The following is a 24,552-nucleotide window of genomic DNA, read 5'->3' as shown; positions in this document are numbered from 1 at the left end:
AGAACGGCGGCTATTATAGAGAATCCTGCGCCCTGACGAAACCGTTTGCGTCGAAATAAAATCATCTCTCGTCTTTATCAATAGATGTGACACACATCGCGAATCAGTTGCCAACTGGCGCAATCTTAAGCAAAATGCCGCTCATTCTGTAACAAACCGTAATGTTATCAGGGACCTCCACGGATACTGCAGCGAATTAACTATTTGAAAAAATTAAAGATTAATTATCTGCTCATCGGCGTCGTCACGTTGCTGCTGGCAGCGGCCCTCTGGCCCTCACTCCCCTGGTTTGGCAAACCAGAGAACCGCATCGCCGCGATTGTGGAGCGGGGGGAGCTGCGCGTCAGTACCGTGCAGTCGCCGCTGACCTACGCCACCATTAACGGCAAAGTGTATGGGCTTGATTACGAGCTGGCACAACAGTTTGCCGACTACCTCGGCGTCAAGCTGAAGGTGACCGTGCGCCAGAATATCAGCCAGCTGTTTGACGACCTGGACCACGGCGATGCCGATTTACTGGCTGCAGGCCTGGTCTATAACAGCGAACGCGTACAAAGCTACCAGCCAGGGCCAACCTACTATTCCGTATCACAACAGCTGGTCTACCGCGTTGGCAGCTACCGCCCGCGTAGTCTGAGCAACGTCACCGCAGACCAACTCACCGTCGCGCCGGGGCAGGTAGTCATCAACGACCTGCAGACGCTTAAAGAGAAGAAATACCCCGATCTGGCCTGGACGGTGGATGATAAACGCGGCTCGGTCGATCTCATGCAGGCGGTCATCGACGGTAAGCTCAACTACACGATTGCGGATTCCGTCGCCATCGGCCTGTTCCAGCGTGTACACCCGGAGCTGGCGGTGGCTCTCGACGTCACTGACGAACAGCCGGTAACCTGGTTTAGCCTGAAAGACAACGACAATACGCTTTCAGCGGCGATGCTCGACTTCTTCAATAATATGAATGAAGACGGCACCCTCGCCCGCCTGGAGGAAAAGTACCTTGGGCACGGCGACGACTTTGACTACGTCGATACGCGTTCTTTCCTGCGCGCGGTGGATAACGTCCTTCCCGACCTGCAGCCGCTCTTTGAAAAGTACGCCAGCGCAATAGACTGGAAGCTGCTGGCGGCCATCTCCTACCAGGAATCGCATTGGGACCCGCTGGCAACCTCGCCGACCGGGGTACGCGGCCTGATGATGCTGACCAAAAATACCGCTCAGAGCTTAGGTCTGAGCGATCGCACCGACGCCGAGCAGAGTATCAGCGGCGGCATGCGTTATTTGCAGGACATGATGGATAAGGTACCGGACAGCGTGCCGCAGGAAGAGAAAATCTGGTTTGCGCTCGCCGCCTATAACATGGGCTACGCCCATATGCTCGACGCCCGCGCGCTGACGGCCAGGCAAAAAGGCAACCCGGATAGCTGGGCGGACGTCAAACAGCGTCTGCCGCTGCTCAGCCAGAAGGCATGGTATAGCAAGTTGACCTATGGCTACGCGCGCGGCCATGAGGCCTATGCCTACGTCGAGAACATCCGGAAGTACCAGATAAGCCTGGTAGGCTATTTGCAGGAAAAAGAGAAGAAGGCGACGGAGCGGCTGGAGATCGCAGAGGCTTACCCGGTGGTGACCCTGGATGAGCTTCACCGCGACAACAACCTTTTCGGGCTGTTCTCCTTTTTACGCCAGGACAACCAGAGCGGCAACGACGCCTCTCTGCTCTATTTTCCGGCGAAACACTAGATTACCGTTCAAAAACGCCGACAGCGTCACGCTCGTTTCCGCGCCAGTGCCAAATCAAGCCGATGACTCGGCAAAGACGCTGTTATCTAATACCTCTATGCTCAGGTCGTATCGCTAATACGGCCAACTATCCCATGAGTTCAATGAGGTTTGTATGGAAACAAAAACGGCGTCTCCCTGGAGATTACGGCTTGGTTTTTCCGTAGCCGATATTTCCTGTAATTTAGTGTGGCAATTAATTTCATTATATTTAATGTATTTTTATACCGATATCATGAAGCTCCCTGCCTATTATATCGGCATTATGTTTTTGATTACGCGCCTGGCCGACGGGGTCACGGATGTATTAATGGGGATCCTCATTGATAATACCAGTACCCGTTGGGGCCGCTGTCGTCCGTGGCTGGCGATTGGCGCCATCCCTTTTGGCCTGTTATGTATTCTCGCCTTTTATATTCCAGACTTCGGCACTACCGGCAAACTAATATGGGCGTTTATCACCTATTTTTTATTATCGGTGATGTTTACGGTGGTCAATATTCCGTATAACGCGATGCTGCCTTTCTTAAGCAACGATGCGCATGAGCGTACCGTGCTATCCTCCGTGAGAATAATGTTCAGTTTTATTGGTTCGACGATTGTCTCGGTCGCCACGTTGCCATTGGTCAATTGGTTGGGCAACGGAAATCAGGACCGTGGATTTATCTATACCGCCACGCTGTTCGGCGTGCTGTCGACTTTCTTTCTGTTTGTCAGCTTTTGCAACGTGAAAGAGCGTTACGCCATTACGCCGGAAAAGATGACCCTGCGCCGCGCCTGGCAGGGGCTCAAAGAGAACACGCCGTGGAAGGTGTTCGCCATCAATATTCTTTTTATGTGGGGCGCGTTCTTTTTACAGTCCGGCGCGCTTATCTACTTCTTTAAATATTACGTCGGCAATACCGCCCTCACCTCCGTAGCGGCAGGTATCGCCTCATTTGTGCCGCTGCTGGGTACGCTGACCGTACCGTTCCTCGCCAAACGGCTGCGCAAGATTCAGGTGTATCAGTTGGCCTGCGCCGTCAACCTCGGCGGTATGGTCATTATGATGCTCTCCGGCGTCAACGTCTGGGGGCTGATGTCCGGCGCGGTGCTGCTGGCGCTGGGCTTCGGGCAGCGTAATGCTATCTATTTTTCCATGCAGGCCGATCCGGTGGACTACGGCGAGTGGAAAACCGGCATCAACACGGCGGGTATTCTTACCTCGGTAAACGGTTTTATCGGCAAGGTGGCGATGGCGGCAGCCGGGGCATTGAGCGGCTTTATGCTCTCGGCTACCGGTTACGTCGCGGAAGCGCAGCAGTCGGCGGCGGCGATTATGGCAATTAAAGCCTGCTATCTGTGGATCCCGGCGGGGTTAATTGTGGTTTCGATGCTGTGGATGGGGCGTTTTTATACTCTCGATAACCAGTATGAAGAGATTAAGAAGCAGCTCGCAGAACAAAAATTACTGAATGCAGAAGGTCTGGGGAATTGATGATGACAATGCGTAATGCACGCGCAAAATGGATCTGGCTGGCCGGTGACTTTGAGATCCGCCACGCGTTATTGCAAAACCTGCAGCGCGAAGAGCGCGGTTTCGACTGGCCCGCCTATTGGCACCTGGAAGACTGCTGCAAAAGCGTGATCTTTACCCGCCGCTACTGTTTTAGCGAACCGCAGACCTTCACCGTACAGGTAGAAGGTTCCGGCTACGCGCTGATTGACGGCAAAAAACAGCCGCTGCACGGCCCGCTGACCTGCCCGGCGGGCGAGCAAACGCTCACCTTCTACGTCGCCAATGCCAGCGGGCTTCCCGCGCTGCGCGCCGAGGGTGAGCAAATTTTCAGCGATGAAAGCTGGTTTGCCAGCGACTATATCGATACCGCGCCGGCGGGCTGCGATGCGCTCTATACCTCAGCGCAGACCTCTCCCAACGCCGTTAACTTTGAGCGTGAACCTCGGCTGCCGGTGAGTGAACGCGCGATGAATGGCGGCGTGCTGTACGATTTCGTGCGCGTCGTGAATGGGCAGCTCGCGGTCAGCTTCAACAGCGATACGCAACCGCCGGTGACGCTGTGCTATGGCGAATCCCAGGCGGAAGCGCTGGACACTCAATATTGCTACTACTCGCAGACGAACGTCACGCCGGATTCAACAATCCGTAAACGCGCCTTCCGCTACGTTTTTATTCCCGACGTCGCACATGGCGCAGTCAGCCTGGCGGCGGAGCATGAATTTATCGCCAAACCACGCTGCGCCAGCTTCCGCAGCAACGACCCGCTGATCGATCAGATCTGGCAGGTTTCGCGCGAGACGTTTGCCCTGTGCAGCGATCTGTTTTTCATTGATGGCGTGAAGCGCGACCGCTGGATCTGGTCGGGCGATGCCTGGCAGTGCACGCTGATCAACCCGTATCTGTTTTTCGATGAAGATATCAACCGCCGTACCCTGCTCGCCCTTCGCGGTCGCGACCCGATGCGCCAGCATATCAATACCATCGTCGACTACTCGCTGCTGTGGGTGATTAATATTGAGAAACACTACCTGATGAGCAACGATGCGGAGTTTGTCCATCAGGTATACGGCAAAATGGTCAGCCTGATGGAATGGCTGATGCCCGATATCGACGAAAGCGGTTTTATTCGCGGTAAAGAAGGCGACTGGATTTTTATCGACTGGGCCGAAATCGATAAAACCGGCGCGGTGTGCGCTGAACAGATGCTGCTGCTGAAGGCCTGGCGCTCGCTGGCGCTGTGCGCGGAGATCGTCGGTGCGGATCCTGCCGAGTGGCAGCGGCGGGCCGATAAGCTGGCAAAAAACATCGACCTTTTTTTCTGGGACGAAGCGCAAGGCGCCTATATCGATAGCTATGAGAGCGGTAAACGTCACGTGACTCGTCATGCCAACATCTTCGCGCTGATGTTTGATACCGTAACCCCCGAGCGGCGACAGACCATCGTCGAGCGAGTGCTGATGAACGAGGCTATTGCCCCCATCGTCACCCCCTACTTCACCTTTTTCGAGCTGGATACGCTGTGCCAATGTGGCCGACAGGATGTGGTCTGGCAACGGATGCGCGATTACTGGGGCGGCATGCTGGCGCTGGGAGCAACAACTTTCTGGGAAGAGTACAACCCGGATATTAAAGGCGACGAACACTACGCGATGTACGGTGACAAGTTTGGTAAGAGCCTGTGCCACGCCTGGGGAGCGAGCCCGCTCTACCTGCTGGGGCGCTACTTTATCGGGCTACATCCGCTAACGCCGGGGTATGAAACCTTCGCCATTGAGCCATGGTTTGCGCCTTTTAGCATGCTGGACTGCACATTGCCGATTAAAGAGGGTGAAGTCACGCTCACCTTACGCGACAATCAGCTGACGGTTTGCGCCTCCCGCGGCGGCGGCGTGCTCCGACTGCACGGCGAAAGCTGGCCGCTTCACGCCGGGGAAGCATTAACGCTGCCAGTTACTTAACGATGTCAGGAGAGGAAAAATGAAGATTATGCTCGCCCAGGACTACTTCCTCTCCGATACCCACGCGTTTTCGCTGTTCAGTTCACGCGATCAGGAGATGGCGGATATACACGGCCATGATTTTCACGAAATCGTCATCGTGAAAGAGGGCTGCGGATTTCATATCATCAACGATCGCGTCAATCTGGTCTTTAAGGGCGATTTTTTCTTCGTCTCCGCCAACGACATTCACTATTACGAATCCACCCGGCATCTGTCGCTGATTAATATCCTGCTGCGCCGCGACGGCGAGTTTCAGTTCGTAAAATCGCTGCTGCCTCTGCTTATACAGCTTCAAATGCAGACCCGCGAGCGGCCATCCTCATTAAACGAAGCGGCGCTGGCGCGCGTGGTGCAGCTGGCAGGTGAGATTCACAGCAAAACGGATGATGATTATGACAGTACTTATTTCGTCACAACCGAAGCCATACTTTTGACGATTGTTGGCATGCTGATGGAAAGCAGCGTCAGATTACCGCGGGGCGGTCGTTATGATGATAAAAAACGACGGTTGTTGTGCAGCATTCGGGACAATTTGCAACATGACGTCATCTGGGAGCATCTGGCGGAAGAGTGCGCCATTCCCAAACGCACTTTGTACCGGTTTATCAAGGAGTTTACTGGCTTTACGCCGGAACAGTTCGTCCAACGCTACCGACTGTTGAAAGCGCAAGAAATGCTGCGTACCACCGAACGCTCGGTGGCCAGTATTGCCCGCGCCTGCGGATTTAGCTCATTGCCCCGTTTAACCGAAGCCTACAGCCGTTTTTTTCAACATTCACCGAGTGCGGAAAGAGAAAAACGGACGGTGGCGTAGCTCCCCCCCGTTACAGGCTATTTTTTAGCGACTGCTTCAGCGCCTTGTGCTGCTGACGGCGATGGCGAAAGAAGTCGCTCAGCATGGCCGAACACTCATCCGCCAGCACCCCTTCCGTGATTTCAACGCGATGGTTCATTCCAGGATGATGCAGGACGTCAATCAGTGAACCGGCCGCGCCGGTTTTAGCATCACGCGCGCCAAACACCAGCTGGCCAATACGCCCATGCACCATCGCTCCCGCGCACATCACGCACGGTTCCAGGGTAACGTAGAGGGTCGTGTCGATCAAACGATAGTTCTGCAGCACCACCCCACCCTGGCGTAGCGCCATAATTTCAGCATGTGCCGTCGGATCGTGACGGCCAATCGGCCGATTCCAGCCTTCGCCAATCACCTGATTATTGTGTACCAGTACCGCGCCAACCGGCACCTCGCCCTCTTCCCAGGCACGACGAGCCAGCACCAGCGCGTGGCGCATCCAGTATTCGTGATTTTGTTCAATGTCGGACAACGTCGGGACTCCAGGTTTTCAAACGCGGCGCATTATACACAATATCCAGCAAAGCGCAGCGCCCGCTATTCCAGCTGTTCCAGCTCGCCGTGCGGCGTGACGCGCCAGCGATGCTCACAGAAAAAGAGCAGTGGGTTATCCTGCTTGCTGTCGCTGTAACCACTGTACAGGCGCAGCGGCGCGCCAAGGCGCTGCTCCAGTTGCACCACCTTTTCATGGCCAAGGCAGCGCACCGACAGTACCCGGCCACCCAGCGCACGTTGCATCTGGCTGCCGATAAGGTTCACGCGCGACATCCAGGGCGCATCGGCATAGACACGCTCTACCAACGTTTGCGGCGAGCCGGTAATCAGCCACACGTCGGCCTCATGATGCTGGAGATAGTTGTCTAAACGCGCCTGCACCACCGGAAAGGGCGTCACCGTAGCGCGAAACCAGATAATAAAGCTCGCCTCCAGCGCATTGAGCGTGGCTTCCCGCCGCCCAAAGGTGCAGCCCCACAGCAGAACGCTCATCGGCCAGCGGGCCGCGCGACCTTTGATAAGCATCGCCAACCCAATGGCGGGAAGCAGCGGCAGCACCAAGAGCATGTTAAGCGGCAGGCGATGCAGCAAATAGCGGATAAACGACCCGAACAGGTCCTGTTGGTGCAGCGTACCGTCAAGGTCGAAAAACACCACGCGGCGAGAGTGGCTAGTCAAAAGCGTCTCCTGTATTCCTGAGCAAATCATCCCACAGACTAGCAGATTGCCAACCGTCTTTCGCCAAACGGCGACTTAACGGACGTGATGCGCGAAAAGAGTTGCGTTTTTGCCGGTGCATGGAATATTTAATTCGGTATATTCCGGTATAATAGAATACATAATTCTTGCAGATGATCAGAACGATGTTCTGGCGCAAGGTGGCGATCTTGCCCATGAGGTTCTTATGAATTGTCTAATCAGTATCCGCCAGCGTTATCCTCAGCTGGCGCAAAGCGATCGTAAGCTGGCGGATTTTATTCTGGCGCAGCCGGACCAGGCGCGTCATTTAAGTTCACAGCAGTTGGCCAGTCAGGCTGGCGTCAGTCAGTCCAGCGTGGTGAAATTCGCCCAAAAGTTGGGCTTTAAGGGTTTCCCGGCGCTGAAGCTGGCGCTCAGCGAGGCGCTGGCCAGCAACGTCAACCCGCACTCGGTGCCGGTGCATAATCAGATTTGCGGCGACGATCCGCTACGGCTGGTCGGCGAGAAGCTAATTAAAGATAACGTCGCGGCAATGCATGCTTCACTGGACGTTAACAGTGAAGACAAACTGCTGGAGACCATCAACCTGCTACGCGGCGCGCGGCGCATCATTCTCACCGGCATTGGCGCTTCCGGGCTGGTGGCGCGTAATTTTAGCTGGAAGCTGATGAAAATTGGCTTCAACGCCGTGGCGGAGCTTGATATGCACGCCCTGCTCGCCACCGTTCAGGCGATGGCGCAGGACGATCTGCTGTTAGCCATCTCTTATTCCGGCGCGCGTCGCGAGATCAATCTCGCTGCCGACGAAACGTTACGGGTAGGCGGCAAAGTGCTCGCCATTACCGGCTTTTCGCCCAACGCGCTACAGCAGCGCGCGACGCACTGCCTTTATACCATTGCCGAAGAGCAGGCAACGCGCAGCGCCGCGATTTCCTCCACCAGCGCGCAGATGATGCTCACCGATCTCCTGTTTATGGGCCTGGTGCAGCAGGATCTGGAAAAGGCGCCGGAGCGTATTCGCCACAGCGAGGCGCTGGTGAAAAAGCTGGTTTGATCTGCGGTGCGATGACCACAGAAAAGGTATGGCCTGCGTGGAAAATGCGCGTATAATGCGCGCCCTGTTGATCGAGTTACTGAGAATTTACTGATGGCGCTGTTAATCACCAAAAAATGTATCAACTGCGATATGTGTGAACCGGAATGCCCTAACCAGGCCATTTCGATGGGTGATAGCATCTATGAGATCGACCACGATCGCTGCACCGAGTGCATCGGCCATTACGAAACGCCAACCTGCCAGAAAGTGTGCCCGATCCCGAATACGATTCTGAAAGATCCGGCACATCTGGAAAGCGAAGAGCAGCTGTGGGATAAATTTGTCCAACTGCACCACGCAGACAAAATCTAGCTTTCGACAATCACCGTCGCGCAAGCGTAGTGACGCTCATCGGCAAGCGTCACGTGCATGTGAGCCACGCCCATACGCTCGGCGAGTAACTTCGCTTCTCCCCATAAACGCAGTTTCGGCTTGCCCATTTCGTCGTTAAAAACTTCAAACTGATTAAACGCCAGGCCGTTACGAATACCGGTGCCCAGCGCCTTCGACGCCGCTTCTTTCACCGCAAAACGCTTTGCCAGAAAACGCACCGGCTGCTGGTGCGTCTCCCAGATGGCCCACTCATTATCGCTGAGCACCCGACGCGCAAGGCGATCGCCGCTACGGGCAATCACCGCTTCAATACGGGCGATTTCGACAATGTCTGTCCCGAGCCCCAGAATCGCCATTACGCGCGCGCTTCCAGCATCAGGCGCTTCATTTCCGCCACCGCCCCTTTCAGGCCGCTCATCACCGCCCGGCCAATAATCGCGTGGCCGATATTCAGCTCGTGCATTTCCGGCAGCGCAGCAATGGCTTTCACGTTGTGATAAGTGAGACCGTGGCCCGCGTTAACCTTCAGGCCCAGGCTTGCGGCGTAGGTCGCGGCTTTCGCGATACGCTCGAGCTCTTTAGCCTGTTCCGCATCGGTGGCGGCATCGGCGTAGCAGCCGGTGTGGATTTCGATATACGGCGCGCCCACATCAGCGGCGGCTTTAATCTGCGCGTCGTCAGCGTCAATAAACAGCGACACCAGGATGCCCGCATCGGCAAGGCGCTTGCAGGCATCGCGCATTTTGTCAAACTGACCGGCAACGTCCAGACCGCCTTCGGTGGTCACTTCCTGACGCTTTTCCGGCACCAGGCAGCAGAAATGCGGCTTAGTTTCACAGGCGATGGCCAGCATCTCTTCGGTTACAGCCATCTCCAGGTTCATGCGGGTGTCCAGCGTCTGGCGCAGGATACGCACGTCGCGGTCGGTGATGTGGCGACGATCTTCACGTAAATGCACGGTGATACCATCCGCACCGGCCTGCTCGGCGATAAACGCGGCCTGTACCGGGTCCGGGTAAGCGGTGCCGCGTGCGTTACGCAGGGTGGCAATGTGGTCAATATTGACGCCTAACAGTAATTCAGCCATGACAATCCTCGTGTTTTTATTTTTAACTTCGTTCCCCTCACCCCGGCCCTTCTCCCAAAGAGGCGAGGGTGAAAAGCGGGATGGGTGCAATCAGTGTTACCGCTTCGGCATAAATTGTCGAAACAACTCGCGGCTCTTCAAAGGTTTCCCGCCAAGATACGGCTTTAACGCCATGCGGGTAAAGCGTTTCGCTGCGCGCAGCGTATCAATATCCGGAAACTCACGGTTAGCTAGCGCTTTCAGCTGATGGCCGGTAAAGGTGTTGTTATCGATAACCACGCTGGCAATAAACCCTTTCTCTTCCCGGTAGCGGTAGGTCATGGTGTCGTCCACCTCATCGCCGCTGCCGGCACAGTGCAGGAAGTCGACGCCATAGCCAAGGTGCCCTAGCAACGCCAGCTCAAAGCGGCGCAGCGCCGGTTCAGGCGAACCCGTTGCGCCAGCCAACGCCTGGATACAGTGCAGATAGTCAAAAAAGAGTTCGGAAAAGCGGGTTTCATGCTCAAGCACGCGCGACACCAGTTCGTTGATGTACAGACCGCTATACAGCGTAATGCCGCTCAGAGGAAGTGCCAGCGAAACAGCTTCAGCGCTACGCAGCGTTTTCACTTCGCCACGCCCGCCAAAACGGACTAACAGGGGGGTAAAGGGCTGAAGCGCACCTTTAAGGTTGGAACGTTTGGAACGTGCGCCTTTTGCCACAAGGCGCACGCGACCCGATTCTTCCGTGAAGACGTCCAGCATCAGGCTGGTCTCGCTCCAGGGGCGACTATGCAGAACAAATGCGCGCTGCCAGCCCTCCATCGGGGTTATTCTCAGAGATCGTCGACGTAACCGAGGCTGCGCAGCGCGCGCTCGTCATCCGCCCAGCCTGATTTCACTTTCACCCACAGTTCCAGGTGAACAGGCGCTTCGAACATCTCCTGCATATCTTTACGGGCTTCAATACCGATGGTTTTGATCTTGGCGCCTTTGTTGCCAATCACCATCTTCTTCTGCCCTTCACGCTCGACCAGGATCAGACCATTGATGTCGTAGCCGCCGCGTTCGTTAGAGACGAAGCGCTCGATTTCAACGGTCACCGAGTACGGCAGCTCAGCCCCCAGGAAACGCATCAGCTTTTCACGGATGATTTCCGAAGCCATAAAGCGCTGTGAACGGTCGGTGATGTAGTCTTCCGGGAAGTGGTGTGTCGCTTCCGGCAGGTGCTTACGCACGATACCGGCAACGGTGTCCACGTTCAGCCCGCTCTCCGCAGAGATAGGCACGATATCGAGGAAGTTCATCTGGCTACCGAGGAACTGCAGATGCGGCAGGAGATCCGCTTTTTCCTGCACGTTATCCACTTTGTTGACGGCCAGAATCACCGGCGCTTTGCCTTCGCGCAGTTTGTTCAGCACCATTTCGTCATCCGGCGTCCAGCGGGTGCCTTCGACCACGAAAATCACCAGCTCAACGTCACCGATAGAGCTGCTGGCCGCCTTGTTCATCAGACGGTTGATGGCACGCTTCTCTTCCATATGCAGGCCCGGAGTATCGACGTAGATCGCCTGGTACTCGCCTTCGGTATGGATGCCCACAATACGGTGGCGCGTGGTCTGCGCTTTACGGGAGGTAATCGAGATCTTCTGCCCGAGCAGCTTGTTCAACAGTGTGGATTTGCCGACGTTCGGACGACCGACGATGGCAATAAATCCGCAGTAGGTTTTTTCTTCGCTCATTCCAGCTCCAGCTTTTTCAGCGCCTGTTCGGCGGCAGCCTGTTCCGCCTTGCGACGGCTGGAACCTGTGCCGACCACCGGTTCACTCAGGCCGCTAACCTGGCAGTGGATAGTAAATTCCTGATCGTGTGCTTCCCCACGCACCTGAACCACCAGATAAGACGGCAGCGGCAGATGGCGGCCTTGCAGATACTCCTGCAAGCGTGTTTTTGGATCTTTTTGCTTATCACCCGGGCTAATTTCGTCCAGACGGGTCTGGTACCAGGAGAGGATCAGCTTCTCGACGGTTTGAATATCGCTGTCGAGGAACACCCCGCCGATTAACGCTTCAACGGTATCCGCCAGGATAGATTCCCGACGGAAGCCGCCGCTTTTCAGCTCGCCCGGCCCCAGGCGCAGGCATTCACCCAGCTCGAACTCACGCGCGATCTCAGCCAGCGTGTTACCGCGCACCAGCGTCGCACGCATGCGGCTCATATCGCCTTCATCCACGCGTGGAAAACGGTGATAGAGCGCGTTAGCGATCACGTAGCTTAAAATGGAATCGCCCAGGAACTCTAAGCGTTCGTTATGTTTGCTGCTAGCACTGCGGTGCGTTAACGCCTGTTGCAACAGCTCCTGATGAAGAAAAGTGTAGCCCAGCTTCCGTTGAAGCCGATTAATTACGATGGGGTTCATGCGATACCAAATAAATAAATGCGTCCACAATGCAGCACACGAAACAGACCTGAGGAAAACCAACGCGGTTTCGTGTGCCGTGTCTCCCATAAGAGACATCCGAAACTTCGGGGGGATATTCTATACGCAACGACAAGGGATGTCGTTAGTTTGAATAGATTAAAACTAAATAATTCACGCGACGCACACTTGGCCGCCGCGTGAAGTCGAACAGAGGATTAATGAATCCCACCAATGCGGCTTAAACGCACGCCGGTAGGCCATTGGCCCTCTTGTTTTTCAAAGCTCATCCAGATAGCGGTCGCTTTACCGACCAGATTCGCTTCCGGCACAAAGCCCCAGTAACGGCTGTCCGCGCTGTTATCGCGGTTATCACCCATCATGAAGTACTGCCCCGGCGGGACGATCCAGGTTGCCAGCGGCAGGCCGGACTGGTGGTAGTACATCCCCACCTGATCCTGAGCAATCGGCACGGTCAGAATACGGTGGTTCACGTCGCCCAGCGTTTCCTGACGTTGATCCAGCCGCACGCCGTCTGCTTTACGCTCGCCCTGCGGCATCTCAAAGAAACCGCTGGTCGCCTCGCCGCCGTTGCTGCGGGAGAAGGTCTGAACGAAATCGCTCGGTTCAACGTTGGAGTAAGTCACCGGCAGCGCGCTACCGCACGCCTGGCCGGAACTGCACCCCGGTTGAATCGTCACCTGCTTGGCGATTGGATCGTAAGTGACCTTATCGCCCGGCAAGCCGACGGTACGTTTGATGTAGTCCAGACGCGGATCTTCCGGGTATTTAAACACCACGATATCGCCGCGTTTCGGATGGCCCGTTTCAATAATCGTCTTCTGGTAGATCGGGTCTTTAATCCCATAGGCGAATTTCTCCACCAGGATAAAGTCGCCAATCAGCAGCGTTGGCATCATCGAACCGGAGGGAATCTGGAACGGCTCATAAATAAATGAGCGTACGATCAGCACGATCGCCAGCACCGGAAAGACCGATGCGCCGGTTTCCAGCCAGCCCGGTTTCGGGCCGACTTTTTTCAGCGTCTTTTTGTCCAGCGCTTCGCCGGTGGCGACCTGCGCCGCCGCCTGACGTTCCCGCCGTTTGGGCGCGAAGATAAACTTATCAACGCACCACAAAACGCCCGTGATCAGTGTGGCAATCACCAGAATCAGGGCAAACATGTTCGCCATGCCAACTCCTTAAGATTATTTGCTGTCTTTACCGACATGCAGAATGGCGAGGAACGCTTCCTGCGGCAGTTCGACGTTACCGATCTGCTTCATGCGCTTTTTACCCTCTTTCTGTTTTTGCAGCAGCTTTTTCTTACGGCTGATATCGCCACCGTAGCACTTCGCCAGAACGTTTTTACGCAGCTGCTTCACCGTTGAACGCGCGATGATATGCGTGCCGATGGCCGCCTGAATCGCGATATCAAACTGCTGGCGAGGGATCAGATCTTTCATCTTCTCCACCAGCTCACGGCCACGGCTCTGGGAGTTGTCGCGGTGAGTGATCAGCGCCAGCGCATCAACACGTTCGTTGTTGATGAGGACATCAACGCGCACCATGTCAGACGCCTGGAAGCGCTTGAAGTTATAGTCCAGCGACGCATAGCCGCGGGAAGTCGACTTCAGGCGGTCGAAGAAGTCGAGTACCACTTCCGCCATCGGAATTTCATAGGTCAGCGCGACCTGGTTACCGTGGTAAACCATGTTGGTCTGCACGCCACGCTTCTCGATACACAGCGTGATAACGTTACCGAGGTAAGCCTGCGGCAGCAGCATATGACACTCGGCGATCGGCTCGCGCAGTTCGTAGATGTTGTTCAGCGGCGGCAGCTTGGACGGGCTATCGACGTAGATAGTCTCTTTCGCCGTGGTTTCCACTTCGTAAACTACGGTCGGCGCGGTGGTGATCAGATCCAGATCGTATTCACGTTCCAGACGTTCCTGAATGATCTCCATGTGCAGCAGGCCGAGGAAACCACAGCGGAAGCCGAAGCCCAGCGCGGTTGAGCTTTCCGGCTCGTAGAACAGGGAGGCATCGTTCAGGCTCAGCTTGCCGAGCGCATCACGGAAGTTTTCGTAATCGTCAGAGCTGACCGGGAACAGACCGGCATAAACCTGCGGCTTCACCTTCTTGAAGCCTGGCAGCGCTTTCTCTGCCGGGTTACGCGCAGAAGTTAAGGTATCACCAACCGGGGCGCCAAGGATGTCTTTAATCGCACACACCAGCCAACCTACCTCGCCGCATTTCAGCTCGGTACGGTCAACCTGTTTTGGCGTAAAGATGCCCAGACGGTCGGCGTTATAAACCTGACCGGTGCTCATCACTTTAATTTTGTCGCCTTTACGCATGGTGCCGTTTTTAATACGCACCAGCGAAACCACGCCAAGGTAGTTATCGAACCAGGAGTCGATGATCAGCGCCTGCAGCGGGCCTTCCGGATCGCCTTCCGGCGGCGGAATATCACGCACCAGACGTTCCAGCACATCGGTCACGCCTACGCCGGTTTTCGCCGAGCAGCGTACTGCGTCGGTAGCGTCGATACCGACGATGTCTTCAATTTCTTCCGCTACGCGCTCAGGATCGGCGGCCGGCAGGTCGATTTTGTTCAGAACCGGCACCACTTCCAGATCCATTTCCATGGCGGTGTAGCAGTTCGCCAGCGTCTGCGCTTCTACGCCCTGCCCGGCGTCAACCACCAGCAGTGCGCCTTCACAGGCCGCCAGAGAACGGGAAACTTCATAAGAGAAGTCGACGTGGCCCGGGGTGTCGATAAAGTTCAGCTGATAGGTCTCGCCATCGGCTGATTTAAAGTCCAGCGTCACGCTCTGCGCTTTAATGGTAATGCCGCGTTCGCGTTCCAGATCCATTGAATCCAGAACCTGGGCTTCCATTTCGCGGTCAGAAAGGCCGCCGCAAATCTGAATAATACGGTCAGACAGCGTCGATTTACCGTGGTCGATATGTGCAATGATGGAGAAGTTACGTATATTCTTCATATATTAAAATATTTATGCCTTACGGATACTTTGAGGCCGCGGTACGGAGCCTGACATTGTTGTCGTTCGAAAACGCCGCATTCTACACTACAACCGCGTAACCAGGAAATGCTCTTCCCGCAAGCATAACGCTTCCTGCGAGGAGCGTTCCAAAAAAATAAAGCCAGTGTAATCACTGGCTCATTTCAGATGAAGATGCCGTGCGGACCAGGTCGGGGGGAAGCCCTACGCTGATGATGACCGGCTGCCAGGTTTCCCTCGCAGCAAGACGCGGCGAAAAGCCCTTCGCAATAAGAAAACCACCAACACCACCCAGCACCGCGCCACTGAGCGCAGCAATATCGGTGCCGAACAATACCTGAAACAATGCGGCGACCGCAAACAGACCGAGCAGCGGGGACATATACACCAGCATTGCGGAACCCAGCAGGCTGCTTTCGGTAATGCCCAGCTCGACCTTTTGCCCGGCCACCAGCGGTTCCGCACTCGGCACGGTGATGGTGTGGGTGGTTTGCGGCCCTAACTTATTAAGCACCCGGCTGCCGCAGCCCGCGCGCGAAGCGCAGCTGTTGCAGGAAGCTTTTACGTCGCAGCTGACCTGCGCCATGCCGTTGTCCCACGCGATAACGGTGGCCCACTCTTTAATCATTGCGCACCCTTGAATTGAATACCGTCTGCGACCCGTTTCGCGGTTTGCGGCGGCAGTTCACCAACGATGGTAATTTCAGCCTGGTTATGCACCGTGGTGCTCACCGTCCGGCGGCCGGTACGCAGCATTTGATCGCTGCTGTTGGCTGTGGCGCGATTGATGTTAATTGAGAAGCTAAAGAGACCATCGGAAAACAGGCGCGACTCTACCGGGCTATCAACGCTCGGCAGCGTGCGGCGGCTGCTGGAAATCTCTTTAAAGCCCTGTGGCACCCAACCCGCGGACCAGTTCAGGTCAACATTATTACTGGTGGGTACTGAAAGCTGCGGCGGCAGATTAGCCTTTGCCAGGTTCTGCATCGTGCCGCTGACCTGGTCGCCCGTGGTGACCGCAATCACCCGGAACTGCTCCAGCGTTTCACCATCACGGTCGAGCAGATCGACGCGCATCGGCAATTTGCTTTCGGAATCAACCCAGACGATATAGCTGTAGCGCGTGCCGTCCCGCGCCACAACGCGAATCACGTCGCACATGCGATCGGCAATACGCGTACGCCCGACGGATATAAAGTCGTAGTAAGGCGCCAGACGTTTAAAATCGGTATACACCAGCGAAGGCAAGGAGTCGACAATGTAGTCGCCGTTCAGCGTGAAGGGATCGAGACCCGGCTCGAAATAGCTGATTTCGTTGCCGCGCTGGACCACCGCACGTCGTGGACCGTCCATTTGCAACAGCTCCGCCAGCGGCTGACCGTTCAGACGCACGTGACGATAGCGTAACGATTCCACGCCGGATTTATTGATGCTGACGAACGACAGCTCGTAGTTGAGTGACTGACTGGCCAGATTCATTTCCTGCAACAACGCCCCGGACGATACATCAGCCGAGGCGTTAGCGGAGAAGAACAGGCTACCAGCCACAAGTGACATGGCACACCAAAGTTGCTTCATTACTGCGATTGCGTTCCTAAAGTTTGATAGCCTGGCACCTGAACAGCAGCCTGCTGAGTTTGTGCCTGCTCAAACTGAAGCTGTTCAGAATGCAAGCGACGCTGCAATTCATAATCCTGCAGCATAGCATTAATACGACGACGCTGTTCCTGAACCTGCTGCTGACCGTTACCTGCCGACGCATCGGAAGGAACGCCCAGGCTAACCGGGCTGGCTTTGCCCATCATCGGCAGCGTGTTGAATACCGGTGACTCAGGTTGAGAGGAATCTGGTTGCCCATTATAGTGCTGAACGCCGACAATAACAGCCAGTGATACGCAAGCTGCCACGCCCATTTGGGTAAGCGAGCTGGCCCATGGACGGACCTTGTTCCAGAACGGCATTTTCTGCCATTGATGGGGTGCTGGCTGGGCTTCAGGAATGAGCGGCGCAGTCGGTATACGAGCGGGCTCATTTTCGATGGCGGCCATCACGCGAGAGGAGATATCAAAGTGAAGTACTTCACTCGTTTCGCCGCGCAGCGAATCACGAATGAGGTGATAGCTCTCCCAGGTTTTCTGCAACTCTGTTGAACGTGTTAACTCAGTTAACAGTTCTTTATCCAGCGTTTCACCATCCATTAAGGCGGAAAGTTGTTCTTTCTGCATGCCTAATACCTTTTCCAGTATCCCGCTTCCGTCAACGCCTGATAAGCGGTTGAACTTTATTATCGATAGCTTCTCGCGCACGGAAGATACGTGAACGAACCGTACCTACCGGGCAATCCATAATGACCGCTATCTCTTCATAGCTTAGGCCATCTAGCTCCCGCAAGGTAATTGCCATGCGTAAATCTTCCGGAAGCGCTTCAATGGTGCGAAAAACAATCTGTCTCAGTTCTTCTGACAACATTAAGTTCTCAGGGTTCGAAATTTCTTTCAAAGCGCCGCCGCTTTCAAAGTTTTCGGCCTCGTTCGCGTCCACATCGCTGGACGGCGGACGACGCCCCTGAGCAACCAGGTAATTTTTAGCCGTATTCACCGCAATGCGGTACAGCCACGTATAGAAAGCACTATCTCCCCGGAAAGAATCCAGCGCACGATAGGCCTTAATAAAAGACTCTTGTACGACATCCGGCACGTCGCCGGATGGCACATAGCGGGAAACCAGGCTCGCGACCTTATGCTGGTAGCGTACTACCAGAAGGTTAAAAGCTTTCTGATCTCCTTTCTGGACCCGTTCAACCAGGACCTGGTCCGTTAACTGCTCGCTCATCCGAGGTAATGTCTCCCCAAACCCTATTCCCATGCGTAATCAGAATGCCACTCCAACACTGCATTATGAGCAAGCAGAAGATTAGAGTGTCCGGTTTTCGTAAAGTTCCGTTACGCTTTGTTTTTTGTTTCGCAGCAGGCCGTTCATTGTCTGTCATTATAAGTCTGCTGATGTGAACAGATGTGTAAGTTGCGAAATAAAAACGCAAATCCAGTGAAGAGTATCGTAACCCGGCCTTGATTTCACCATAAATAGCGGTGGTAGCACCTGGCTTTATTCAGATTTGTTGCCCTCTCTCACGCGCTCTTTTCAGCAACCATGTTTAGTCACTATAACCTTAGTGTAAAAAAACCCTGCACATGTCGCTTTTATAGTGCTAATCTTCGATCACCGTGTTTAGTAAATTAAACAAAGATGATGAACTCACTTCCAGAACTTTCCTGTGATGTATTGATTATCGGCAGCGGCGCTGCTGGCCTTTCGCTGGCGCTGCGTCTTGCGGAGCACAGTTCCGTGATTGTCCTCAGTAAAGGCCCAATGAGCGAAGGTTCCACCTTTTATGCTCAGGGGGGAATTGCAGCCGTTTTTGACGAGACGGACAGCATCGAGTCGCACGTTGAGGATACGCTGATTGCCGGCGCGGGTATCTGTGACCGTCAGGCAGTGTCCTTTGTCGCCAGCAACGCCAGACACTGCGTGCAGTGGCTGATCGACCAGGGCGTGCTGTTCGATACGCAAATCCAGGCCAACGGGGAAGAGAGTTATCATCTGACGCGCGAAGGCGGCCATAGCCACCGCCGTATTCTGCACGCGGCGGATGCCACCGGACGTGAGGTCGAGAACACGCTGGTCAGTAAAGCGATGAGCCACCCGAATATTCGTGTGCTGGAGCGCTGTAATGCCGTCGACCTGATCGTGTCGGATAAAGTCGGCCTGCCGGGCACCCGTCGGGTCGTTGGCGCGTGGATCTGGGACCGTAATAAAGAGAAGGTGGAAACCTGCTCGGCAAAATCCGTGGTGCTGGCCACCGGCGGTGCCTCGAAGGTATATCAGTACACCACCAACCCGGATATTTCCTCCGGCGACGGTATTGCCATGGCCTGGCGAGCGGGTTGCCGCGTCGCTAACCTCGAGTTTAACCAGTTCCACCCCACCGCGTTGTATCACCCGCAGGCACGTAATTTCCTGCTCACTGAAGCCCTGCGTGGCGAAGGTGCGCACCTGAAGCGCCCTGACGGTAGCCGTTTTATGCCTGACTTTGACCCACGCGGCGAGCTCGCCCCGCGCGATATCGTCGCGCGCGCGATCGATCATGAAATGAAGCGTCTCGGCGTCGACTGCATGTATCTCGACATCAGCCACAAACCGGAAGCCTTTGTACGTCAGCACTTCCCGATGATTTACGAGAAGCTGCTGGGGTTGGGTATCGATCTCACCAAAGAGCCGGTGCCGATTGTTCCGGCGGCGCACTACACCTGCGGCGGCGTGATGGTCGACGACTATGGTCGCACCGATGTTGACGGCCTGTACGCCATTGGCGAAGTGAGCTATACCGGCCTGCACGGCGCGAACCGCATGGCGTCCAACTCGCTGCTTGAGTGCCTGGTTTACGGCTGGTCGGCGGCGGAAGATATTCATAAGCGCATGCCGTACGCCCGTCAGGTTGAGAAGCTACCCGCCTGGGACGAAAGCCGGGTAGAAAACTCTGACGAACTGGTCGTAATTCAGCATAACTGGCACGAGCTACGCCTGTTTATGTGGGACTACGTCGGCATTGTGCGCACCACCAAGCGGCTGGAGCGAGCCCTGCGCCGCATCACCATGCTACAGCAGGAGCTGGATGAGTATTACTCACGTTTCCGCGTCTCCAACAACCTGCTGGAACTGCGCAACCTGGTGCAAGTGGCCGAACTGATTGTGCGCTGTGCGATGATGCGTAAAGAGAGCCGCGGCCTGCACTACACGCTGGACTACCCGGAACTGCTCGAAGAGTCCGGCCCATCGGTGCTTTCGCCGCTGGTTCACATAAATAAATAGAACGCCTGGGTCAGCGCAGTGTAGCCTTCCGAGTACTGCTGCTCTGGCCCACGTATTGTTAACCTGTCGCTATAGCACTCGCCGCCTTTCGGGGAAAAAGCCAGCAGCACGCGATGCGGCAAGCGCATCTCCGTCTCCGCGACGTCGGTGCGCAGGCGTAAATGCCAGCCCATCGACAGCGCCTGCTGGGTAAACGTCTGGCCGATATTTTCCGGCAGCACCACGCAGAAAAAGCCGTCTTCGGTCACCGCATTCGCGGCGCAGGCCAGCAGCGCCTGATGGTCGAGCGTGGTGGTGTAGCGCGCCTGTTCGCGCTGCGGCGTAGCGCACTCCACGCCCTGCTCGTAGTAAGGCGGGTTGCTGACGATCAGGTTGTAGCGGGTGGTTAACCCGGCGACCCACTGCTGGATATCCGCCGTATGCACCTCAATGCGCCCGGCCCACGGTGATTCGCTCACGTTTTCGCGCGCCTGACTCGCCGCCTCTTCATCCAGCTCCACGGCATCGATCGTCACGTTTTCCTCGGTGCGCTGCGCCAGCATCAGCGCCAACAGCCCGCTTCCCGTGCCGATATCGAGGATCCGATTCACTCGGGCTATTGGCGACCAGGCACCGAGTAAAATACCGTCTGTACCGACTTTCATGGCACAACGGTCGTGGGCAACAAAAAACTTTTTAAAGGTAAATCCGTTGCGACGCAGCGCGGATTTAGAATCAGACGTCATAAGTAACCTTGCAGGCCAATCCACATAAGCATTCGGCTATGAACAATACCCGAGAACAGATAGCCATACAAACAGATGAAGATTACAGCCGTAACGTCTATAATCAGCGCCTCACACAGAGGTAATCATGACTGTAACGACTTTTTCCGAACTTGAACTTGACGAAAGCCTGCTGGAAGCCCTCCAGAGTAAAGGCTTTACACGCCCGACTGCCATTCAGGCTGCCGCCATTCCGCCTGCGCTCGATGGACGTGATGTTCTCGGTTCTGCGCCAACCGGCACCGGTAAAACAGCGGCGTATTTGCTGCCTGCGTTGCAGCACCTGCTCGACTTTCCGCGTAAAAAATCCGGCCCGCCGCGTATTTTGATCCTCACGCCGACGCGTGAGCTGGCAATGCAGGTCGCTGACCATGCCCGTGAGCTGGCGAAAAACACCCATCTGGACATCGCCACCATCACCGGCGGCGTGGCGTATATGAACCACGCCGAAGTGTTCAGCGAAAACCAGGATATCGTGGTCGCCACCACCGGTCGTCTGCTGCAGTACATCAAAGAAGAGAACTTCGACTGCCGCGCCGTTGAGACGCTGATCCTCGATGAAGCCGACCGTATGCTGGACATGGGCTTCGCCCAGGATATCGAACACATTGCCGGTGAAACCCGCTGGCGCAAACAGACGCTGCTGTTCTCCGCTACGCTGGAAGGCGAAGCGATTAAAGACTTCGCCGAGCGTCTGCTGGAAGATCCGGTGGAAGTCTCCGCGACGCCGTCCACCCGCGAGCGCAAGAAGATCCACCAGTGGTACTACCGTGCCGACAACTATGAGCACAAAGTTGAGCTGCTTAAGCACCTGCTCAAGCAGGAAGACGCCACCCGTACCATCGTCTTTGTGCGCAAGCGCGAGCGCGTGCATGAGCTGGCGGAAACGCTGCGTCTGGCCGGGATCAACAACTGCTATCTCGAAGGCGAAATGCCGCAGATTAAGCGTAACGAAGGCATCAAACGTCTGACCGATGGCCGCGTGAATGTGCTGGTTGCAACCGACGTCGCGGCGCGCGGGATTGATATCCCTGACGTCAGCCACGTGATTAACTTCGATATGCCGCGCGGCGCCGATACCTACCTGCACCGCATTGGTCGTACCGGCCGCGCGGGCCGTAAAGGCACGGCGATTTCGCTGGTTGAAACGCACGATCACCTGCTGTTGCTGAAGATCGGGCGCTATATCGAAGAGCAGCTGAAAGCGCGCGTCATCGACGGGCTGCGCCCGACCACGCGAGCGCCAAGCGAGAAGATGACCGGCAAGCCGTCGAAAAAAGTGCTGGCGAAACGCGCCGAGAAGAAAAAAGAGAAAGACAAAGAAAAACCGCGCGTGAAGGTGCGTCACCGCGATGCCAAGAACGTTGGCAAGCGCCGCAAACCGAGCGGTTCCGGTGCTGCTGAAAAGAGCACCGAAGAGTAAAACAAACGCCGGGACATGCTCCCGGCGTTTTTATATCGATGGGTAAGGGACAGCGGCCATGAAGAAAAAAGAGTTCGTGACTCAAGACCTCCTCAGCAAAATTTACCAACAGCCCGGCGACGGGCCACGTAAGCTACCGCCTGAGCGCCAGTTGGCCGAGGAGTATGGCGTATCGCGTTTTACCATCCGCCAGGCGCTGGAAAAGCTTGCCAGCATCGGCGTGGTGCGCATTGTGCAGGGTTCCGGCATCTGGATTAATGAGCAAACGCGGGGCAATCCGCTGGTCTATAACTCCATTACCGAAAAACGCTTCGACCAGATGCGTTACCGGATGATCAGCCTGCACAAGAAGCGTCCCGAGCGGGAGGACCAGCAGATTTTCGGCCTGACCGACGACGATTTTATCTGGCAGTTCTGCCGCCTGCGTTTCGTGGATGATATTGCCACCCAGATTGAAGTCTCACGTATGCCTGCCGCCATGTTCAGCGACCTTAACCAGGAGGTCATTGAACGCTCGCTACAGCAGTACGTGCTGGAAAAAGGTTATCCAATTTCCCACCTGCTCACCAGCTATCGGGCCATTAGCGTCAGCCGCGAACAGGCCGCTCTACTGGGCTGTAAAAAAGGCAGCCCGGCCATGCACATCAACAATCGGGGGATCCTCGACGGCGGGCAGGTTTATGAAATAAGCGATATCGTCGATATCAACTACTCCTGCACCTACGTCATCCCCCATAATCGCGACAACCTCGCTTTTCGCCAGCAGCCGCAGAGTTAGCCTACGGCGTATGCATCGCGCCGTCCGGCAGGCGGCTCTGCGTCCACTCATGCGGGCGATAGACTACCGGATGCGCCAGCGCCTGCGCCTCGTCAAAGCCCACGCCAATACCCGGCGCCGTTGGTGGATAGATAAAGCCGTTTTTCACCTCTGGCGCGCCGGGGAAAACGGCATCCGTGGCGGCGGAACGCGGAATAAACTCCTGAATCGCGGCGTTGTGCAGATGAATGTTGAGATGCGTATTCACCGCGACCCCGATAGGCGTCATATCGCCCGGACCATGCCACGCCAAACGTATACCAAAGGCCTGACACAGCACCGCCAGCTTCAGGGCCGGGGTGATGCCGCCAATCTGTGAAATATGGCAGCGAATAAAATCAATCTGCCGGTTGACGATAAGGTCATGCCACTCCGCCGGATTATTGAACAGCTCTCCCATCGCCAGCGGCACGCTGGTTTGCTGACGAATCTGCGACAGCCACGCGCTCTGCTGCGGCGGTAAAATATCCTCGATAAACCACGGCTGATAAGGTTCCAGCTGTTTTGCCATCTGGAGCGCCTGCTGCGGGAAAAGTCGTTCGTGGACATCGTGCAGAATATGGAAACGATGACCGTAGCGCGCGCGCAGCAGGCGGAACATTTCTACCGTATTGCGGACGTACTCATCCTGGTCGAACCAGGCTCCGGGCGTCGGATTTTCCGGCGTTTGCATTTCGCGCGGCGTACCGCCGTAAAAACCCAGCTGGCAGCGAATATGGCGATACCCCTGCTCCAGCAGCTTATCCACGGAGACAAACAGTTCCTCCGGCGTTTCACCGCTGGCGTGAGTGTAAGCGGCAATCGCATCGCGCGATTTTCCTCCCAGCAGCTGATATAGCGGCATCCCGGCCAGTTTTGCTTTGATATCCCACAGCGCCATATCCACGCCGGAGATGGCGTTGTTCATCACCGGGCCGTTGCGCCAGTAGGCGTTGACGTTCATCATTTGCCAGAGATCTTCGATATTGTTGGCATCGCGCCCCACCAGCAGCGGTTGCAGATATTCATCCACCATCGTCTTTACCGCCAGCGGGCGTTGCTGGAAGGTGGCGCAGCCGTAACCAACGGTGCCGTTGTCGGTCGTCACCCGGACCGTCACCAGGTTGTGGCGGTCCGGACGCGTGATAAAACAATCAATCGCAGTAATCAGCGTGGGTTTCACAGAAGGCTCCCTGTGGAAAATAATAATAAGATTGCCATTATCTTCACTCTATTTTCAGCGTTCGGTAAACCTTTTTATTCAATATATTTTTTGGTCTAAAAACAGGTTTGTTTTTATTTAAAAAACGAACCAATTTGAATACAAGCCGTGTTTTAACCACCTCATAAACGGAAGTTGTGATTGAAATCATATTTTATTGGTTTGTTTTTAACGATGCGCTTACTTACCATTCAGCGAGACAAAC

General features: G+C 55.6%; 24 protein-coding genes. 9 read left to right on the top strand and 15 right to left on the bottom strand.

Annotation, left to right across the window (positions count from 1 at the left end; translation table 11 throughout):
• The first annotated feature begins 204 nt into the window (after positions 1-204).
• From mltF to ABTW00_RS05950, 4 genes are all read left to right on the top strand, one after another.
• The gene (gene mltF, locus ABTW00_RS05965; RefSeq protein WP_064543467.1) at positions 205-1,743 is read left to right on the top strand and encodes a membrane-bound lytic murein transglycosylase MltF; all 1,539 of its coding nucleotides are present in this window, start codon (positions 205-207) and stop codon (positions 1,741-1,743) included.
• A gap of 154 nt (positions 1,744-1,897) precedes the next feature.
• A complete protein-coding gene (locus ABTW00_RS05960) occupies positions 1,898-3,259 on the top strand; it encodes an MFS transporter (protein ID WP_064543465.1) in 1,362 nt (453 codons plus the stop codon).
• A complete protein-coding gene (locus ABTW00_RS05955) occupies positions 3,259-5,238 on the top strand; it encodes an amylo-alpha-1,6-glucosidase (RefSeq protein ID WP_433639525.1) in 1,980 nt (659 codons plus the stop codon). Before ABTW00_RS05960 ends, ABTW00_RS05955 begins: the two co-directional genes overlap by 1 nt.
• Positions 5,239-5,257: 19 nt before the next feature.
• Complete coding sequence (locus tag ABTW00_RS05950) at positions 5,258-6,094, top strand: helix-turn-helix domain-containing protein (RefSeq protein WP_065355950.1); 837 nt, start codon at positions 5,258-5,260, stop codon at positions 6,092-6,094.
• Positions 6,095-6,104: 10 nt separating this feature from the next.
• Here ABTW00_RS05950 and tadA read toward each other — a convergent pair whose 3' ends face one another.
• Positions 6,105-6,608, bottom strand: coding sequence for a tRNA adenosine(34) deaminase TadA (tadA, locus tag ABTW00_RS05945; RefSeq protein WP_433639522.1), 504 nt, complete (start codon positions 6,606-6,608; stop codon positions 6,105-6,107).
• A gap of 65 nt (positions 6,609-6,673) precedes the next feature.
• On the bottom strand, positions 6,674-7,309 hold the full coding sequence (gene yfhb, locus ABTW00_RS05940; RefSeq protein ID WP_064543460.1) for a phosphatidylglycerophosphatase C: 636 nt from the start codon (positions 7,307-7,309) through the stop codon (positions 6,674-6,676).
• Positions 7,310-7,535: 226 nt separating this feature from the next.
• Here yfhb and ABTW00_RS05935 point away from each other — a divergent pair, with 226 nt between their 5' ends.
• Together ABTW00_RS05935 and ABTW00_RS05930 are read left to right on the top strand one after the other, a co-directional pair.
• Positions 7,536-8,384, top strand: coding sequence for a MurR/RpiR family transcriptional regulator (locus tag ABTW00_RS05935; protein ID WP_064543458.1), 849 nt, complete (start codon positions 7,536-7,538; stop codon positions 8,382-8,384).
• A 93-nt stretch (positions 8,385-8,477) separates the two neighbouring features.
• Positions 8,478-8,738 (top strand): YfhL family 4Fe-4S dicluster ferredoxin, encoded by a 261-nt coding sequence (locus ABTW00_RS05930; RefSeq protein WP_064543456.1) that lies wholly within the window; start codon positions 8,478-8,480, stop codon positions 8,736-8,738.
• Here ABTW00_RS05930 and acpS read toward each other — a convergent pair.
• The 11 genes from acpS to rpoE all read right to left on the bottom strand — a co-directional run bounded on the left by acpS (position 8,735) and on the right by rpoE (position 18,105).
• The gene (gene acpS / locus ABTW00_RS05925; protein ID WP_064543453.1) at positions 8,735-9,115 is read right to left on the bottom strand and encodes a holo-ACP synthase; all 381 of its coding nucleotides are present in this window, start codon (positions 9,113-9,115) and stop codon (positions 8,735-8,737) included. The genes ABTW00_RS05930 and acpS overlap by 4 nt on opposite strands.
• Positions 9,115-9,846 (bottom strand): pyridoxine 5'-phosphate synthase, encoded by a 732-nt coding sequence (gene pdxJ, locus ABTW00_RS05920; RefSeq protein WP_433639516.1) that lies wholly within the window; start codon positions 9,844-9,846, stop codon positions 9,115-9,117. Before pdxJ ends, acpS begins: the two co-directional genes overlap by 1 nt.
• 96 nt (positions 9,847-9,942) lie before the next feature.
• Complete coding sequence (gene recO / locus ABTW00_RS05915; RefSeq protein WP_064543449.1) at positions 9,943-10,650, bottom strand: DNA repair protein RecO; 708 nt, start codon at positions 10,648-10,650, stop codon at positions 9,943-9,945.
• Between the two features lie 11 nt (positions 10,651-10,661).
• Positions 10,662-11,567, bottom strand: a complete 906-nt coding sequence (era, locus tag ABTW00_RS05910; protein WP_064543447.1) for a GTPase Era — start codon at positions 11,565-11,567, stop codon at positions 10,662-10,664.
• Complete coding sequence (gene rnc, locus ABTW00_RS05905; RefSeq protein ID WP_064543445.1) at positions 11,564-12,244, bottom strand: ribonuclease III; 681 nt, start codon at positions 12,242-12,244, stop codon at positions 11,564-11,566. The genes era and rnc overlap by 4 nt, the downstream gene beginning before the upstream one ends.
• Positions 12,245-12,462: 218 nt before the next feature.
• Complete coding sequence (gene lepB / locus ABTW00_RS05900) at positions 12,463-13,437, bottom strand: signal peptidase I (RefSeq protein WP_065355957.1); 975 nt, start codon at positions 13,435-13,437, stop codon at positions 12,463-12,465.
• Between the two features lie 15 nt (positions 13,438-13,452).
• On the bottom strand, positions 13,453-15,252 hold the full coding sequence (gene lepA, locus ABTW00_RS05895; RefSeq protein ID WP_064543437.1) for a translation elongation factor 4: 1,800 nt from the start codon (positions 15,250-15,252) through the stop codon (positions 13,453-13,455).
• A 172-nt stretch (positions 15,253-15,424) separates the two neighbouring features.
• Positions 15,425-15,901, bottom strand: coding sequence for a SoxR-reducing system protein RseC (gene rseC / locus ABTW00_RS05890; protein WP_433639510.1), 477 nt, complete (start codon positions 15,899-15,901; stop codon positions 15,425-15,427).
• Positions 15,898-16,851 (bottom strand): sigma-E factor regulatory protein RseB, encoded by a 954-nt coding sequence (gene rseB, locus ABTW00_RS05885; RefSeq protein ID WP_064543433.1) that lies wholly within the window; start codon positions 16,849-16,851, stop codon positions 15,898-15,900. Before rseB ends, rseC begins: the two co-directional genes overlap by 4 nt.
• A complete protein-coding gene (rseA, locus tag ABTW00_RS05880; protein ID WP_064543431.1) occupies positions 16,851-17,498 on the bottom strand; it encodes an anti-sigma-E factor RseA in 648 nt (215 codons plus the stop codon). The genes rseB and rseA overlap by 1 nt, the downstream gene beginning before the upstream one ends.
• A 31-nt stretch (positions 17,499-17,529) precedes the next feature.
• Positions 17,530-18,105: an RNA polymerase sigma factor RpoE gene (gene rpoE / locus ABTW00_RS05875; protein WP_064543429.1), complete on the bottom strand. Its 576-nt coding sequence runs from the start codon at positions 18,103-18,105 to the stop codon at positions 17,530-17,532.
• 417 nt (positions 18,106-18,522) lie between these two features.
• Here rpoE and nadB point away from each other — a divergent pair, with 417 nt between their 5' ends.
• The gene (nadB, locus tag ABTW00_RS05870; protein ID WP_064543664.1) at positions 18,523-20,142 is read left to right on the top strand and encodes an L-aspartate oxidase; all 1,620 of its coding nucleotides are present in this window, start codon (positions 18,523-18,525) and stop codon (positions 20,140-20,142) included.
• On the opposite strand, the gene trmN is transcribed toward nadB, so the two are convergent.
• The gene (gene trmN / locus ABTW00_RS05865; RefSeq protein ID WP_271447596.1) at positions 20,127-20,867 is read right to left on the bottom strand and encodes a tRNA(1)(Val) (adenine(37)-N(6))-methyltransferase TrmN; all 741 of its coding nucleotides are present in this window, start codon (positions 20,865-20,867) and stop codon (positions 20,127-20,129) included. The genes nadB and trmN overlap by 16 nt on opposite strands.
• A gap of 127 nt (positions 20,868-20,994) precedes the next feature.
• On the opposite strand from trmN, the gene srmB reads away from it, so the two are divergent.
• Both srmB and ABTW00_RS05855 read left to right on the top strand, forming a co-directional pair.
• Complete coding sequence (srmB, locus tag ABTW00_RS05860) at positions 20,995-22,329, top strand: ATP-dependent RNA helicase SrmB (protein WP_433639506.1); 1,335 nt, start codon at positions 20,995-20,997, stop codon at positions 22,327-22,329.
• Between the two features lie 58 nt (positions 22,330-22,387).
• A complete protein-coding gene (locus tag ABTW00_RS05855) occupies positions 22,388-23,107 on the top strand; it encodes a GntR family transcriptional regulator (protein WP_064543423.1) in 720 nt (239 codons plus the stop codon).
• 1 nt (position 23,108) lies between these two features.
• On the opposite strand, the gene ABTW00_RS05850 is transcribed toward ABTW00_RS05855, so the two are convergent.
• Positions 23,109-24,308: an enolase C-terminal domain-like protein gene (locus ABTW00_RS05850; protein WP_433639504.1), complete on the bottom strand. Its 1,200-nt coding sequence runs from the start codon at positions 24,306-24,308 to the stop codon at positions 23,109-23,111.
• Between the last annotated feature and the right edge of the window lie 244 nt (positions 24,309-24,552).

Source organism: Kluyvera georgiana (assembly GCF_050990895.1).
GTDB classification, from domain to species: domain Bacteria; phylum Pseudomonadota; class Gammaproteobacteria; order Enterobacterales; family Enterobacteriaceae; genus Kluyvera; species Kluyvera georgiana.
This window is presented reverse-complemented; position numbering and strand designations above follow the sequence as displayed.

Bases quoted from the DNA above. Each gene is read 5' to 3' on its own strand.
- rseB (WP_064543433.1), bottom strand. From the start codon at position 16,851: ATGAAGCAACTTTGGTGTGCCATGTCACTTGTGGCTGGTAGCCTGTTC.
- lepB (WP_065355957.1), bottom strand. From the start codon at position 13,437: ATGGCGAACATGTTTGCCCTGATTCTGGTGATTGCCACACTGATCACG.
- ABTW00_RS05960 (WP_064543465.1), top strand. From the start codon at position 1,898: ATGGAAACAAAAACGGCGTCTCCCTGGAGATTACGGCTTGGTTTTTCC.
- recO (WP_064543449.1), bottom strand. From the start codon at position 10,650: ATGGAGGGCTGGCAGCGCGCATTTGTTCTGCATAGTCGCCCCTGGAGC.
- trmN (WP_271447596.1), bottom strand. From the start codon at position 20,867: ATGACGTCTGATTCTAAATCCGCGCTGCGTCGCAACGGATTTACCTTT.
- era (WP_064543447.1), bottom strand. From the start codon at position 11,567: ATGAGCGAAGAAAAAACCTACTGCGGATTTATTGCCATCGTCGGTCGT.
- rseA (WP_064543431.1), bottom strand. From the start codon at position 17,498: ATGCAGAAAGAACAACTTTCCGCCTTAATGGATGGTGAAACGCTGGAT.
- acpS (WP_064543453.1), bottom strand. From the start codon at position 9,115: ATGGCGATTCTGGGGCTCGGGACAGACATTGTCGAAATCGCCCGTATT.
- rnc (WP_064543445.1), bottom strand. From the start codon at position 12,244: ATGAACCCCATCGTAATTAATCGGCTTCAACGGAAGCTGGGCTACACT.
- rpoE (WP_064543429.1), bottom strand. From the start codon at position 18,105: ATGAGCGAGCAGTTAACGGACCAGGTCCTGGTTGAACGGGTCCAGAAA.
- rseC (WP_433639510.1), bottom strand. From the start codon at position 15,901: ATGATTAAAGAGTGGGCCACCGTTATCGCGTGGGACAACGGCATGGCG.
- ABTW00_RS05930 (WP_064543456.1), top strand. From the start codon at position 8,478: ATGGCGCTGTTAATCACCAAAAAATGTATCAACTGCGATATGTGTGAA.
- ABTW00_RS05950 (WP_065355950.1), top strand. From the start codon at position 5,258: ATGAAGATTATGCTCGCCCAGGACTACTTCCTCTCCGATACCCACGCG.
- nadB (WP_064543664.1), top strand. From the start codon at position 18,523: ATGAACTCACTTCCAGAACTTTCCTGTGATGTATTGATTATCGGCAGC.
- srmB (WP_433639506.1), top strand. From the start codon at position 20,995: ATGACTGTAACGACTTTTTCCGAACTTGAACTTGACGAAAGCCTGCTG.
- ABTW00_RS05935 (WP_064543458.1), top strand. From the start codon at position 7,536: ATGAATTGTCTAATCAGTATCCGCCAGCGTTATCCTCAGCTGGCGCAA.
- pdxJ (WP_433639516.1), bottom strand. From the start codon at position 9,846: ATGGCTGAATTACTGTTAGGCGTCAATATTGACCACATTGCCACCCTG.
- ABTW00_RS05955 (WP_433639525.1), top strand. From the start codon at position 3,259: ATGATGACAATGCGTAATGCACGCGCAAAATGGATCTGGCTGGCCGGT.
- ABTW00_RS05855 (WP_064543423.1), top strand. From the start codon at position 22,388: ATGAAGAAAAAAGAGTTCGTGACTCAAGACCTCCTCAGCAAAATTTAC.
- lepA (WP_064543437.1), bottom strand. From the start codon at position 15,252: ATGAAGAATATACGTAACTTCTCCATCATTGCACATATCGACCACGGT.